Raw genomic sequence first — 13,999 nt, 5'->3', positions numbered from 1 at the left:
TTAATCTTCGTCTACTGTATCCAGTTTTAGTTTATCGCTATCATCCCGCTTCTCGTAATACTGCTTCCGCAACGGATTCGCACGGGCCACTTTCTCCCGCTGACGATTGCGAAACACGTCAATGGCAACATAGATTGCCTGACGGAAAGAATCTTCACTTGCCAGTCCTTGACCTGCAATATCATAGGCAGTGCCATGAGCCGGAGAAGTGCGCACAACCGGAAGACCTGCCGTATAGTTCACTCCATCGTCCATAGCCAATGCCTTGAACGGAGCCAGACCCTGATCGTGGTACATAGCCAAAATACCGTCGAAATGCGTATAATTGCCCGAGCCCATAAAGCCATCGGCTGCATAAGGGCCGTAGCAAAGAATTCCTTTTTCTTCCATTTCCTTCATTGCAGGGATAATTACTTCCTGTTCTTCCATCCCCAACAGTCCACCGTCGCCGGCATGAGGATTGAGAGACAGCACTGCAATGCGCGGTGCACCGATTCCGAAATCCTGTTTCAAGCAATGATGGAATATCATCAGTTTCTCTTGAATCAGTTCTTTGGTTATCGTAGTCGCAATCTCCCTGACAGGAATATGCGTCGTCACCAAAGCTACACGAAAATCATTCTTCATCAAGATCATCAATGACTTGTCGCCATTGCCCAGACGTTCTTCGATATACTCCGTATGTCCGGGAAATGAGAACTCTTCCGAATGGATCATATGTTTATTGATAGGAGCCGTTACGATAACGTCAATCAAGCCTTCACGATAGTCTTCAATGGCACGTTCCAAAGCTCCCAATGCAGCTTTACCTGCTTCTGGATCGGGTTTGGAAAATTCTACTTTCACTTCATCGTCCGTACAATTCAATACGCTCAAACGATTGTATCCTGCTTCGGAAGCCGTATTGATAATACTGAAGTTAGTCTGTATATCCAATGCTTTCCGATGATAAGCGGCCACTTTTGGTGAGCCGTAAATAATCGGTGTGCAAAATTCCAACATGGTAGGGTCTGAAAATGTCTTTAAAATCACTTCATAGCCTACCCCGTTTATATCTCCCTGAGTAATACCAATTCTTATTTTGCTATCTTCCATGCTTTTATTTATTAGTTTGTTCCGCCTCTTTGGTTACTCCGCCCAATGGAATCTGATTCTGCTGAACTTCATTAGGAAGTTTCAGTGTATAAAGAGATGCTTCCATTTGGCGAACCAAGTTGCGTTTCATTTTATCCGGTGAATAAACAAATATTTCTGCTGTAATAATCCGTTGGTTCTTCTCGTCCAAGCGAGTGTGCGATACATACGGACCACCCATGAAGTCGCCTTTCATACGCCATAGTCCGCGCGCTTCGAGTGTGTAGCTGTTCTGTACGTTGATGGGGCGGACATCTGTCAACAAGCTGTCGGTCGCCATATAAACACCTTCCTTAAATCCGGGAATATTGGCCTGCATCACAGAATCGCGCTTGTGAACGAAATATTCTTTGGTAAATGTATCCTTGTCAGTATAAGGATAAGAGTACATTACGAAATTACGGTCGGCAGTACCCGTATTGGTAGAAGCCCAAAAGAAATCTTCACCGGTCTTGGAGTTGGTCAACTCGGCAGGCAGCCAAATGTTACATCCAAACAAGCTATCTACTTTCTGCGAGATAAAATTGCTATGCTTTTCTTCAAGCAAAATGATTTGACGATTCATTTCCGCACGGGTAAAAAAGTCTATAATCGTATTTCTGTTCTCTTTTACAAATTTCTCGAACTCTTCTTCGTTCGGAGCCTGGATAGTCAGAATCATCTGCGGATTAGCATACACATCTTTCGCATATTTGAAAGAGGCTTTCGTATATATGTCTTGTATATCTACAATAATAATGTTACGTATCAGTTTCAACGTAGAATCATAATCTTTCGGCGAAGTATACATAATACGGAAAGAAGGTTCCGATTGCGGCAAACCGGGCATATCAGAATCAAGTGCATCATGCAAAGCCCTCCCAGCCGCACGTTCCCAAACACCATGATCTACTACTACCAAGAGCTCATATGCACGTCCACTAGAAGTGTGATTTCCTTTCAGACCACAAGAATTAACCACAAAAGTCACTAAAGTGATGCTTAAATAAAAAAAGTACTTTTTCATGATATTCGGTTTTATATGTTAACTTTTATTTTCCTCTTCCTGCTTCGCTGTCGACAACATGCCGCAAGCTGCAAAAATATCTTCTCCTCTTGAAGAGCGGATAGTGGTGAAAAGCCCGTGTGATGTCAGATAATCACGAAAACGGGTCATCGTGTCCATATCCACGCCTTCGAGATTTACCCCCGGTATGGCATGAAAACGAATTAAGTTCACCCTGCAATCCAGTCCGCGAAGAAGCTTCAACAACTCTTTTGCATAGACTTGCGAATCATTAATCCCCTTAAAAACAATATATTCAAATGAAAGTCGGCGCTGTTTGCTAAAATCATAGTTTTTTAACAGTTCCACCATTTCTGTGATAGAGAACGCCTTTTCCGCCGGCATCAGTTCAGAACGCTGAGCGGTCAGCGGAGAGTGCAGGCTGATGGCCAGGTGGCAATCGCTCTCTTCTATAAAACGCTGCAATCCTTTCCGTAGGCCGACCGTGGAAAGAGTGATGCGCTTCGGACTCCATGCATATCCGTAGGAAGCAGTCATTATATCCAATGCTTTCAATACTTCATCGAGATTATCGAGCGGCTCTCCCATTCCCATCATCACTACGTTGGTCAGCTTGTCACGTTCCGGCAATGAATGGATTTGATTAATAATTTGATTGGTAGTCAGGTTAGCGGTATATCCCTGTTTTCCCGTCATACAGAATTTACAGTTCATCTTACAGCCTACCTGCGAAGAGACACACAGCGTCGCCCGGTCGTCATCGGGAATATAAACCGATTCGACAAAATGATTCTCGCCGGCCCTGTACAAGTACTTCACTGTGCCGTCTACAGAACGCATTTCATCTACCGGAGCGGCTGCCCCTACCTCATAGTTCTGCTTGAGCAACTCCCGATGTTTCAATGACAAATTTGTCATTTCGTCAATCGAAGTCACTTTCTTTTCGTAAAGCCAGGATGCAATCTGCTTGGCGGCAAAACCGGGCATACCGAGTCTTTTCACCAACGATTGAAGCTCCACAAGGTTCATTCCTAAAAGAGGATATTTAGACATTATTCTTTCCGTTCATGGTTTATATTTGCAAATGTAAGGAAATAAAGTCGATTTCCGTATAGCGATAATGTAAAAGTTAACAAAAAAAGGTCGTTCCCGAAAGAGGAACGACCTTTTGCAGTTATCGTTTATACGATTTAATCTTAGAAGAACAAGAAACGTGTATCTTTCACATTCGCTTTCAGATACAAGTCGTTCATCAGACGGCTGGCGAAACGAGCGTGCATATTAGCCAATGTAGCTTCTTCTGTTTTTGCATCGAAAGTTTCGTTCAGTTTATCTTTGCCATATACTTGCAGAACAAATACTCCGGCGTTACCCTTAATAGGTGCACTCAATTTGTTCGCTTCGGATACGGAAGCATAAGCACCTACCAGCGGTTCGCTGCTGCGCAATGCAGATACGTAAGCAGGAGCTGCGAATGTAACCATCTTCAAAGAGTCGCTTACAGCGTTGGTCATAGACTTATACTGGTCGAATGAAGTTGCATTGGCAGCTTTCATGTCAGCCATAATCTTTTCCGCTTTCTTATCTTTAACGATTTCAGCTCTCAACTGTTCCTGTACGGCTTTCAACGGACGGTATCCTTCCGGCTTGATGTTCACCAGACCTACTACGACCATGTGGTCGCTTTCGCCACATTCGTACAGACCCGAAACTTCACCCGGTTTAGCTTTATCAAAGACCCATCTCAAGGCTTCTTTTGTACCTCTCACACCACCAATACCGTGTTCTGAACTGTTCAAGTCTGCTCTATCAAGCAGTCTGTATCCGGCTTCTTCAGCGCTGGCTACCATCTTCTCTACAGTAGGATTAGCAGCGATAAACTGGCTGAAATCGTTGTAAGCACGATTGTAAGTTTCCTTGCTGAACTCTACTTCACGCTTGATGACAGCTACTTTATATTTGTCTTTTACAGATTTCTTGTTAGTCACCTGAAGAATTACGTTTGCTTGTCCCATCGGTAAGTTCACCAGTTCATTCACACCTGTATTATTGATAGCAGAGATGAATTTCAGGTTGTCACCGTCGATTTGCGCACCTTCATACTGTGCGGCAGTCAACCAGTTAGCGTCACCTGTCTGACCGTACTTCTTAGCCAGGTCTGCGAAATTGGCACCACCTTTGATAGCGTTGTAGATACTATCAGCCAATGTCTTTGTCTTCACTGCGTCTTCTGCATATACCTGAATCTGACGGAATTCGACAGAATCGGCAGCAGCAGCCTTGGCAACTATCTTGAAAGAATTGATAGTATTATCAGTGCCATTATAGTAAGGACCGTAAACAGTACCTACGGAAGCTGAATCCAAACGTGCCACTACATCTGACGGGAATGCAGTCTTGTTATAGAACAAATCTACATAAGGAGCTTCGGAACCCACTGAACGAACGAAAGATGTATAATCGCCTGTCGTAGCAGCCAACTGTGCAGTCGCTTCGTCCACTTCCTTCTGGATAGCAGCTCTATCTTCTGCGCTGGCAGTCACCTGCACATCAATGTATTTGATGTCACGAGTTTCCTGATATTGTTTGAATTGCTCTTTCTTCTTGTTGTACAGTTCTTTCAGTTCCGATTCTTTCACTACGATAGTAGAGTCTACTACCGAAGAATAAGGAACGCCTGCCAACAGTACATTGTATTGATTTACTCTTGCGTCAAAAGCATCCTGTGCTTCTACCGGATTAGAAAGAAGAGCCTTAGACACCAATGCCTGATATTTTTCTGCCAGACGGCTTTGGATCAATGTCTTTTGGATGAACGACCAGTATTTATACATATTGTTGTACTGTTCTGCATACTGTGCCGGCATCTGGGATTCACTCATTTTCGCATATTCAACGAGGAACTTGTTCAGCATATCTTTGTCGAAGTTTCCTGTTTGCGGATTTTGGAAAGGAGTCTGTCTCAGCAAAGGATGAACACCAGCTTTCAGGATATCCTGAATTTCAGCAGTAGAGACAGTCAGTCCCAATGCTTTAGCTTCTTTTTCAATCAGTTTATTGTTTACGTAGGAACGCCATACTTCGTCGCGCACCTGGTTGGTTTGGTCGTCGTTCAAGGCGGTCACTCCACGCATGAGTTTCACCACTTCAGTATATTCTTCTACCAAATTCTGATACTCCTGAGCGGAAAGAGCGTCTCCGTTCACCTCACCTACGTCATGCGCCTGATGCGGCTGCATTACCTTCCATGCATCACCCGCAATGAAAGCAAACAGCGCCAAGCCGATAACAATCACCAATAAAGGTCCTTTCGACCTAATGTTTTGTAACGTTGCCATTTTGATTAATACGATTTATGTTTATTATTATTTCTTTCTTTTGTCGTTTTAGCGCACGAAGATACAAAAAATGCTAATATGCATCCATTTATTAGCCAAAAATTTCTTGAATATCGCTATTATTCCAAAACTTTCAAGCGCACAAGTTCTATTTTTGTCGCTGTAACCTTAATTATCTTGAACTGATAGCGTCCTACTTGTATGACTTCATGCAATTTCGGGAAACTCTGATATTGGTTAAGAATCAATCCACCCACCGTCAGATATTCGTCCGACTCGGGCAAATCAAGCCCGAAAGTTTCGTTGACCTTTTCTATTTCCAAACGGGCGGACAATACATACTCGCGTTCCTCAATCTGCTTGCAGATATAAGAAGTATTGTCGTGCTCGTCTTCTATATCACCAAAAATTTCTTCTACCAAATCTTCCAACGACACAATACCGGACGTCCCGCCGAATTCATCCACCACTACAGCAATCGTTTTCTTCTGTTGCATGAACAACTTCATCAATTTATGGGCAGACATCGTCTCAGGAACAATCGGCACCTGCTTCACATTGTCGTGCCAATCTTTCGGAGCACGGAACATTTCTGACGAATGGATATATCCGACCACATTGTCGATATTCCCATCATATACGATAATCTTGGATATGCCGGACTCAATAAAACGGCTCTTCAACTCATCCAACGAAGTAGTCAGGTCAACAGCCACTACTTCCGTGCGCGGGACGATACAGTCACGGATTTTTATATTTGAGAAATCAAGCGCATTCTGAAAGATTTTCACTTCCGTGTCCAGTTCCTCTTCATTCTCAGCATTGTCGATACTACTCTGCACAAAGTAATCCAGATCCACCTTTCCAAAAGCTATATCAGACGCATCTTTATCCATTTTCATTCCAAAAAGCCAAAGGAACAAACAGGACACACCGGATGCAAATTTAGAAACAGGATACAGAACAACATAACAAACAATCAGCGGAACTGCAAAAATATTCAATACCAGATTGGGATTGATCTTGAAGAGCGTTTTCGGCAGGAACTCTCCAGTCACCAATATAATCAAGGTAGAAATGACGGTCTGCGCCAACACCATCAAAAAATGATTTTCTATGAATCCCGACAACAGATTATCGCCGATTATCTGCGCCATCAGGATACCGTAGATAACCAGCGCGATATTGTTCCCCACCAACATGGTAGAGATAAATTCATTTGGATTCTTGAAAAAGACAGAAAGGATACGGGACGTTATTCCGCCCTTGCGTTCCATTTCAAAACGCAGTTTATCTACTGAGACAAAAGCGATCTCCATTCCCGAAAAGAAAGCGGAGAAGACCATGGTGATTATAAGCGAGATATAAATATTCATAAGTTTTGATTTACGATTAGACGATTCACGAGGTACAATTGATATTACTTCGCCTATTTCGCAGCATCTTTATTCACAGAATCCGGCAATGCTTTTGTTTCCGGCTGAGACGGGGCACCCGCTTCATCGTCCACATAGAAGATGCCTTCTATATTATGAATGGTATAAACAGTCATTTGTTGATTGGAGTCGAAGCCATGTCCGGTAATAATTCTATCCGGTTGTTGGATACGTATGAACTTGTCGGAATATACTTTTTGAGTGGCTTCGTTCCAGTAAAGCAGTTCCGTATTAAAACGTTCGCCTTTCCGATTTTGTATATCGACATTCCCTATCAGCTTCCAAAGCCTTTCTTTATTATAATAATAGGCAGTATCCGCTTTGATACTGGCTTCTACATGAAAGATAGAGTCGAACTGCTCAAGATATACTCCTTTTTCAAATGCCCAATAAGAAGGTTTCTTACGGTCGTAGACCTCCCACTCTTCCGTACTCACCCTATAACGCGTCACTCCGGAATCGGATATAAGAGTTGTAACCCCCAATGTTTTCATCATCGGAAGAGAATCGCGCTCGGTGATAGCCTCACCCACCGCTTTCGTCTTACCGCCGCATGAGGGAAATAAAAGAAGCATAACAATTGTCCCAAGGACAATTGTTATGCTCATGCTTTTATGCAACAAACGTTTACTTCGTTTTCGCAACATACATTTATCTAATCGTTGTAGTCTCTCCGATCCATCCGCCGATAGTGATGCGATCGCCTTGTTTGTAACCTAACATAAACAGGTCTTTAGCTTGCGGAGTATGGCCAGAATATCTACCGATCAATTTGTTAGCTTCTTCAGCTACGCTCGGATCTACTTGTTTTGCACGTTGCAGTTTGTCGATCACTGCAAAATAAGTACATTTGTTCAAAGCAGATTCGTCGCTCCAGTTAGGGCTCATTGCATAAAGATTGGCAATCAGGATATATGGAGCACCGTAGTTTTCGTTAAGGCTAATAGCTTTTTGGCAATACGCTCTTGCTTGAGACAGTTTTTTGGCAGAAGCCAAAACAGCAGCAGCAGCATATGCTTTTTCAGCCTTCGCCATATTGTCTGTTTCCAGATTCACAGCTTCGTCAAAGAACTTCACAGCACCGTCAATATCACCCTTCTTAAATGCCTGGTAAGCACATCCGGTAGCAGCTTCTGCAGTCGGTTCTATCTTATATGAATAATAAGCCGCCTGTTGGTAAGCTTCGCTTTCAGTACATTTCATCATTTTCATGATGTCGATTACTTTCTTCAAGTATTCCAAATCGTTCTGGTTTGCTTCCACTTTCGGGCCATAGATACCTTGCAATGATTCGCAATCAGCAGTACCACTGTTTACAAACAAAGCAACCAAGTTGTCTTTGATTCCTTGCAAGTTTTTCTTCTTCGCTTCGCTGGTTTCAGTAGCAATAGCACCATCGGCATATTCGGAAGCAGCCAGATAATCCTGAATGAATTGTTCCTTATGAGTAGGATCTGCTTTCAGTTTGTCCAATGACATTTGCAGAAAATAGAACAAAGTAGCAGCAGCCGATTCGGCTTTCACTGCATTAACAGACTGGCTCAACCATTGATAAGCCTGATTTACGTCAATTTTCGGAGCAAAAGCAATATAATCTACTGCTTTGATACCCAATGCTTCGTCAGCAGAAGATACTTTGGTACCTTTAGCCAAAAAGTCAGGTGTGTATTTAATACGCAAATCATGCGTATTCATCAATTCATTAAAATATTTCTGGTATTCCGGATTATTCTTGTCCTTGATTTGTCCCATCAAGCCTTTCAGAATTTTATATCCGTCAGTAAATGTATAGAAACGAAGCGTCGGACAGTTTTCCAACACAGCTTTCCAAGGAGTATACGCATCTTTAAAATTACCTGCACGCACAGCTTCATGCGAAATACTACTGTTTGAATTACAGTTAGACGCATCCTGTGCTATTGCAGTGGTTGCCCCTGCTGAAAGGACCAACATAGCCACAAGCGTTTTAATCTTCATTGTATTTAAATTTTAGTTGTTATTATAAAGTCGTCTATTCTCTCTCACGTTGTTTCAACTTAATTATTCTACCCTGCGTTTGAAGAACCAACGTTCGTTGAACGTCAATCCGATACTCACACGGAAGACATTCTCATTCACAAAAGTTGCTTCTTGCCCACTGACACGGACAAACTGTCCGCTAATACTAAGGATAGAACGTGAACGGGGTACAGGCAAACCGAAACCGGCAGTTACGCCATATTCGCGGGAAGCCTTTTTGTCGCCGATCTTATAATACGGAGTCGTATAATAAGCTCCCAAACGGTATTTGATGTGGGATAGGTAAGAACGTCCTATCAAATTAGGAATGTATTCCGCTCCCACTGATATTTTATGACGATCGCAATAGGCATAAGTTTCTTTAAAATCCTTACGCATAACATCATCTGTGGTAGTTACACCAAAATTAGCCTTAGACCATTGCTGCAAACTATAATCCATACCAACTGTGAGACGTTTGTCGTAGTTGTATGTAAATCCTACTCCGAAAATATTCGGAAGTTCCAACGTAGCATCCAACTTATCACTGCTGGTCGCACTAGCCTGTTTAGTAACTGTATAATCGTTATTCAGTTTATGCTTAAGGGAATATACCGCTCCAATAGTTACTGAATGTTTTTTACTCAAATTTTGTGTATATTGCGCCCCAAAGTCCAGTTTATAGTCTGAAATCGACACAGTAGTCTGTCTTATGAACGAATTAGCCGAAGCCGTGTTCGGATAAAGCATCGTTAAAGAACGAGTTATGTCTCCCCAAAAATAAGATACATTAACTCCAAGAGAGAGATTCTTTAACACCTTCACGCCCGCGCCTACATACAATTGATGCAATCCGCCATCTCCGGAAAAAACACTTGTATAATCCGGTGTGGCATCATTCGCATCAGGTTGTGTTTCCGGTGTGGCTGCATGATCCCTTGACACACTATATCCTACATTAGAAAACGGCAATAATCCGATGCTCATAGCTACTCTAGGATGCAAACGGAATTGCATTGCTAAATAGTCAAAACTAGAGTTCTTAACGTTTAGTTTATCAACGCCATTACTAATATTCATATTTTGTAGACTGACACCCCCTTCAAAAATGAAAGTCAACGAGTCAATGGCTGTGTACGAAGCAGGATTTAACGGATTGATCTGCGCTCCATCCCGGAGTCCAAAAGCAATTCCGCCCATCGCCTTGCTATTTCCGAAACTTTGATCGGACAAGTCACCATAACCATATCGTGTATAAGGAGAGTTTGTATTATTTTGAGCGATTGCCACTCCGGTAACCATTGTGAGCAAAAGCGCACATAGTGTGTGTTTAAATCCTACCATTATTATAGTTTAAAATTCTATTTAATCCTTTCAACACTAAAAATCTATCTGCAAAGATGACACTTTTTGCGCTGCTATCAAAAGAAAAATCATCTCCGCCCGTTAAAAAAACCAAAAGTTCAGGATATTTATGTTTCATAGACTCAATATAACCTGAAATTTCGTATTCCATACCTTTCAACACTCCGGCACGTATAGCGGTTTCAGTGTCTCGTCCCATCGGGAGTTTACGCCCATCAGTATCTACCATAGGCAAACGTCCGGTAAACTGATGAAGCGCCTTGAAGCGCATCTGCATGCCGGGAGAAATATTACCACCATGATACTGCCCCTTCGAGTCAATAAATTCGTAAGTAATGCAAGTTCCTGCATCGATGACTAATATATCGTTGTGGGGAAACTGCTCATTAGCACCTATCACAGCAGCCATACGGTCGTATCCCAATGTTTCGGGAGTTTCGTACAAGTTGGCCACCGGCAAAGGTGTTTTATGATTAAGCCACAGCAAAGGAAACGGCAAAGCTGACAAACCAGCAAGTATCCGTTCATTCAAATCAATAACAGTGGCCACAATCCCCTGCTCCATCGGGTATTTGGAGCAAAGAGTTCGCAAACAATCCAATGATTGATTGGATTCAGTCAACACTTCCACCATCTCCCCATTATTATTGAAGAGAGCGACTTTCGCCATTGTATTCCCTATGTCGATAATTAAGTTCAATGCATTCATCTTTAAGCGGGCGCAAAGGTAAAGTAAAAAAAGGGAAATTGAAGCATAGAGAAGAAATTATCTTATTTTTTCATTTCAGATAAAACAGACGTTCTGTTTCCCGAATCCAACAAATCTTCGTATATTCGCTGCCAAAATAAAACGAATCTACTGATGAAACGACCTTTTTTATATATAGTTCTTTCTTTTTGCTTGTTGCTCCTGCCCTTTGGACAAACAACTGCCAACTGCAATGACTCCATCCGCCTCAGCCTGCTGACCTGTGCCCCCGGAGAAGAGATATATTCCCTATTCGGACACACAGCTATCCGCTACGAAAATCCTTCACAAGGCATCGATATTGTGTTCAATTACGGATTATTCAGTTTCAACACCCCCAATTTCATTCTCCGTTTTTCACTTGGAGAGACGGACTACCAGTTGGGGGCGACTGATTATTCCTACTTTGCAGGAGAATACGCCTTTTTCGGACGCAGTGTATGGCAGCAGACTTTAAATTTGACTAATAAAGAGAAAGTCGAATTAATCCGCTTACTGCAAGAGAACTACCACCCCAAGAATCGGGTGTACCGTTATAATTTCTTTTACGATAATTGTGCAACCCGCCCCCGTGACAAGATAGAGGAAAGCATCACAGAGAAAGTGATTTATCCGGCAGATCCACAAGACGGTTCTCATTCTTTCCGTGATATTGTACATCAATATTGCAAAGGACATCCGTGGGCACGCTTCGGTATCGATTTATGTATCGGAAGTGAAGCAGACCAACCTATCACACAACGACAGATGATGTTTGCACCTTTTTATCTGATGGACGCTTTCGCCGGCGCACAGATTAAGAACGATTCCATCCAACGTCCGCTTGCCGAAGCCGCTGAGTTGGTGGTAGATGCAACTCCCGAACCGGATGAAAGCACTTGGATACTCACCCCGCTACAATGCGCGTTACTATTATTCATACTAACAGCCGGCGCCACTATCTACGGTATCCGACGGAGAACCGGTTTATGGGGAATCGACCTGTTTCTCTTTGGTGCGGCAGGTATCGTGGGATGCGTCCTTGCTTTTCTTGCCCTCTTCTCCGAACATCCGGCTGTCAGTTCCAATTTCTTGTTACTGGTGTTCCATCCGGGGCAACTTCTTTTACTTCCATACATCATTTATTGTGACCGAAAAAAGAAGAAATGTTGGTATTTAACCCTGAATCTAGTCGTTTTAACACTTTTTATAGCGCTTTTTTCACTAATTCCACAGAGATTTGACTTTGCTGTTGTACCTTTGGCACTCTGTTTGCTAATACGTTCAGCGAGCAACTTAATAGTGACATCTAAAAAGATATAATGAAAGGACTACTAACTTCCCTTATCACCGTACTTACCTTCACAGGGCTACAAGCTCAGTCGCTTCCTACTGCCCCTAAACTCGTAGTAGGACTGACGATTGACCAACTACGTACGGATTATCTGGAAACATTTTCATCACTCTACGGTGAAAAAGGCTTTAAACGCTTATGGAAAGAGGGAAGAGTATTCTATAACACCCAATATACTTTCAGCGGTGTAGACCGTTCTTCGGCCATAGCCGCCATATACAGCGGCACAACTCCTTCCGTAAACGGAATCATTTCCAAACGATGGATGGACGTGTCTACCCTGCGCCCTGTCAATAGCACGGACGATACGGCATTCATGGGCTATTATACAGACCAAACGTGCTCACCTGCCAAATTACTGACTTCCACCATTGCCGACGAGCTCAAAATTGCGACTCAAGGCAAAGGACTTGTATATGCCATCGCCCCCAAATGTGACGCAGCGATTTTTGCTGCCGGACATGCCGGAAACGGTGCTTTTTGGATGAATCCCAATACGGGAAAATGGAGCGGAACCACTTATTATGGAGAATTTCCCTGGTGGGCAAGCCAGTACAATGACCGCCAAGCTGTCGATTTCCGTATTGCAAACATAACTTGGGAACCTGTTTTTCCACGTGGGATGTACACTTTCCTGCCAGATTGGCGGGACATGGTTTTCAAATATAAATTTGACGATGACCGTAACAATAAGTACCGACGTTTCATCACAAGCCCTTTTGTGAACGATGAAGTAAACGCTCTTGCCGAAGAAGCACTGAACAAAAGTTCAATCGGCATGGATGACATTACTGACTTGTTGGCACTAACCTACTATGCTGGCAATTATGCACATAAATCCGTACAGGAATGTGCCATGGAGATACAAGATACGTATGTACGTCTCGACCGCAGCATCGCTGACTTACTCGAATTACTCGACAAGAAAGTCGGCTTACAGAATGTGCTTGTCTTCATCACTTCTACCGGATATACAGACAGCGAATCGGCTGATTCGGGACTGTATAAGATTCCCGGCGGAGAGTTTTACCTGAACCGTTGCGCAGCTTTGTTGAATATGTACCTGATGGCTACATATGGTGAAGGCAAGTATGTGGAAACGTATCATAACCAGCAGATTTACCTCAACCATAAGTTGCTGGAACAAAAGCAACTGAACCTGACAGAAGTACAAGAGAAGTCCGCCGAATTCCTCATGCAATTCAGCGGGGTGAACGAAGCGTATTCCGCCAACAGACTTTTACTGGGTTCATGGACACCGGAGATTTACAAGATACGTAACGGATATCATCGTAAACGTTCGGGCGACTTGGTGATTGACGTCCTTCCCGGATGGACTATGGTGGACGAAAACACCAGTGAAAGCAAAGTAGTACGCCATTCATTTATACCTTCACCGCTGATTTTCATCGGTCACTCGGTGAAACCGGCTATCATACAGACTCCTGTAACAATCGAACATATCGCGCCTACACTGGCACATTTCATGCGCATCCGGGCTCCCAATGCTTGTTCCGCTGCACCCATCACCGACTTACGGTAAAAGTTTACTCATAAAAACAGGGTGCAAAACATTAATAAATCAGCATTTTAATGTAACTTTGCGCAAGAATTTTTAAATAGATAAATAATAAACATACT

11 protein-coding genes are annotated in these 13,999 nt (G+C 42.9%); 2 read left to right on the top strand and 9 right to left on the bottom strand.

What is annotated here, in order from left to right; translation table 11 throughout:
- The 9 genes from pdxA to NSB03_RS02025 form a co-directional block, all read right to left on the bottom strand.
- A complete protein-coding gene (pdxA, locus tag NSB03_RS02065; RefSeq protein ID WP_024986265.1) occupies positions 1-1,095 on the bottom strand; it encodes a 4-hydroxythreonine-4-phosphate dehydrogenase PdxA in 1,095 nt (364 codons plus the stop codon).
- Between the two features lie 4 nt (positions 1,096-1,099).
- Positions 1,100-2,140 (bottom strand): DUF4837 family protein, encoded by a 1,041-nt coding sequence (locus NSB03_RS02060; protein WP_135036921.1) that lies wholly within the window; start codon positions 2,138-2,140, stop codon positions 1,100-1,102.
- 18 nt (positions 2,141-2,158) lie between these two features.
- Positions 2,159-3,193 carry a dual-specificity RNA methyltransferase RlmN gene (gene rlmN, locus NSB03_RS02055; protein WP_024986267.1) on the bottom strand — a complete coding sequence of 345 codons (1,035 nt, stop codon included), beginning with the start codon at positions 3,191-3,193 and terminating at the stop codon, positions 2,159-2,161.
- A gap of 143 nt (positions 3,194-3,336) precedes the next feature.
- On the bottom strand, positions 3,337-5,478 hold the full coding sequence (locus tag NSB03_RS02050; protein ID WP_024986268.1) for a peptidylprolyl isomerase: 2,142 nt from the start codon (positions 5,476-5,478) through the stop codon (positions 3,337-3,339).
- A gap of 119 nt (positions 5,479-5,597) precedes the next feature.
- Positions 5,598-6,854, bottom strand: a complete 1,257-nt coding sequence (locus tag NSB03_RS02045) for a hemolysin family protein (RefSeq protein ID WP_024986269.1) — start codon at positions 6,852-6,854, stop codon at positions 5,598-5,600.
- A 53-nt stretch (positions 6,855-6,907) separates the two neighbouring features.
- Entirely contained in the window at positions 6,908-7,522 is a 615-nt protein-coding gene (gene lptC / locus NSB03_RS02040; RefSeq protein ID WP_024986270.1) for an LPS export ABC transporter periplasmic protein LptC, read from the bottom strand.
- A 43-nt stretch (positions 7,523-7,565) separates the two neighbouring features.
- The gene (locus NSB03_RS02035; RefSeq protein ID WP_024986271.1) at positions 7,566-8,891 is read right to left on the bottom strand and encodes a hypothetical protein; all 1,326 of its coding nucleotides are present in this window, start codon (positions 8,889-8,891) and stop codon (positions 7,566-7,568) included.
- 63 nt (positions 8,892-8,954) lie between these two features.
- Positions 8,955-10,256: a BamG family beta-barrel-assembly machinery protein gene (gene bamG / locus NSB03_RS02030; RefSeq protein WP_024986272.1), complete on the bottom strand. Its 1,302-nt coding sequence runs from the start codon at positions 10,254-10,256 to the stop codon at positions 8,955-8,957.
- Complete coding sequence (locus NSB03_RS02025) at positions 10,243-10,977, bottom strand: type III pantothenate kinase (protein WP_024986273.1); 735 nt, start codon at positions 10,975-10,977, stop codon at positions 10,243-10,245. Before NSB03_RS02025 ends, bamG begins: the two co-directional genes overlap by 14 nt.
- A 162-nt stretch (positions 10,978-11,139) precedes the next feature.
- Here NSB03_RS02025 and lnb point away from each other — a divergent pair, with 162 nt between their 5' ends.
- Together lnb and NSB03_RS02015 are read left to right on the top strand one after the other, a co-directional pair.
- Complete coding sequence (gene lnb / locus NSB03_RS02020; RefSeq protein ID WP_135036926.1) at positions 11,140-12,327, top strand: lipoprotein N-acyltransferase Lnb; 1,188 nt, start codon at positions 11,140-11,142, stop codon at positions 12,325-12,327.
- Positions 12,327-13,901, top strand: a complete 1,575-nt coding sequence (locus tag NSB03_RS02015) for an alkaline phosphatase family protein (RefSeq protein ID WP_024986274.1) — start codon at positions 12,327-12,329, stop codon at positions 13,899-13,901. The genes lnb and NSB03_RS02015 overlap by 1 nt, the downstream gene beginning before the upstream one ends.
- Positions 13,902-13,999 lie beyond the last annotated feature (98 nt).

The sequence above is a fragment of the Bacteroides acidifaciens genome (assembly GCF_024623065.1).
GTDB lineage: Bacteria > Bacteroidota > Bacteroidia > Bacteroidales > Bacteroidaceae > Bacteroides > Bacteroides acidifaciens.
The sequence above is the reverse complement of the archived record's forward strand: the minus strand, read 5'-3'. Positions and strand labels throughout refer to the sequence as shown.

Coding starts and splice junctions, on each gene's coding strand:
- pdxA (WP_024986265.1), bottom strand. CDS start 1,095: ATGGAAGATAGCAAAATAAGAATTGGTATTACTCAGGGAGATATAAAC.
- NSB03_RS02045 (WP_024986269.1), bottom strand. CDS start 6,854: ATGAATATTTATATCTCGCTTATAATCACCATGGTCTTCTCCGCTTTC.
- NSB03_RS02060 (WP_135036921.1), bottom strand. CDS start 2,140: ATGAAAAAGTACTTTTTTTATTTAAGCATCACTTTAGTGACTTTTGTG.
- NSB03_RS02035 (WP_024986271.1), bottom strand. CDS start 8,891: ATGAAGATTAAAACGCTTGTGGCTATGTTGGTCCTTTCAGCAGGGGCA.
- NSB03_RS02015 (WP_024986274.1), top strand. CDS start 12,327: ATGAAAGGACTACTAACTTCCCTTATCACCGTACTTACCTTCACAGGG.
- lnb (WP_135036926.1), top strand. CDS start 11,140: ATGAAACGACCTTTTTTATATATAGTTCTTTCTTTTTGCTTGTTGCTC.
- rlmN (WP_024986267.1), bottom strand. CDS start 3,193: ATGTCTAAATATCCTCTTTTAGGAATGAACCTTGTGGAGCTTCAATCG.
- bamG (WP_024986272.1), bottom strand. CDS start 10,256: ATGGTAGGATTTAAACACACACTATGTGCGCTTTTGCTCACAATGGTT.
- NSB03_RS02050 (WP_024986268.1), bottom strand. CDS start 5,478: ATGGCAACGTTACAAAACATTAGGTCGAAAGGACCTTTATTGGTGATT.
- lptC (WP_024986270.1), bottom strand. CDS start 7,522: ATGAGCATAACAATTGTCCTTGGGACAATTGTTATGCTTCTTTTATTT.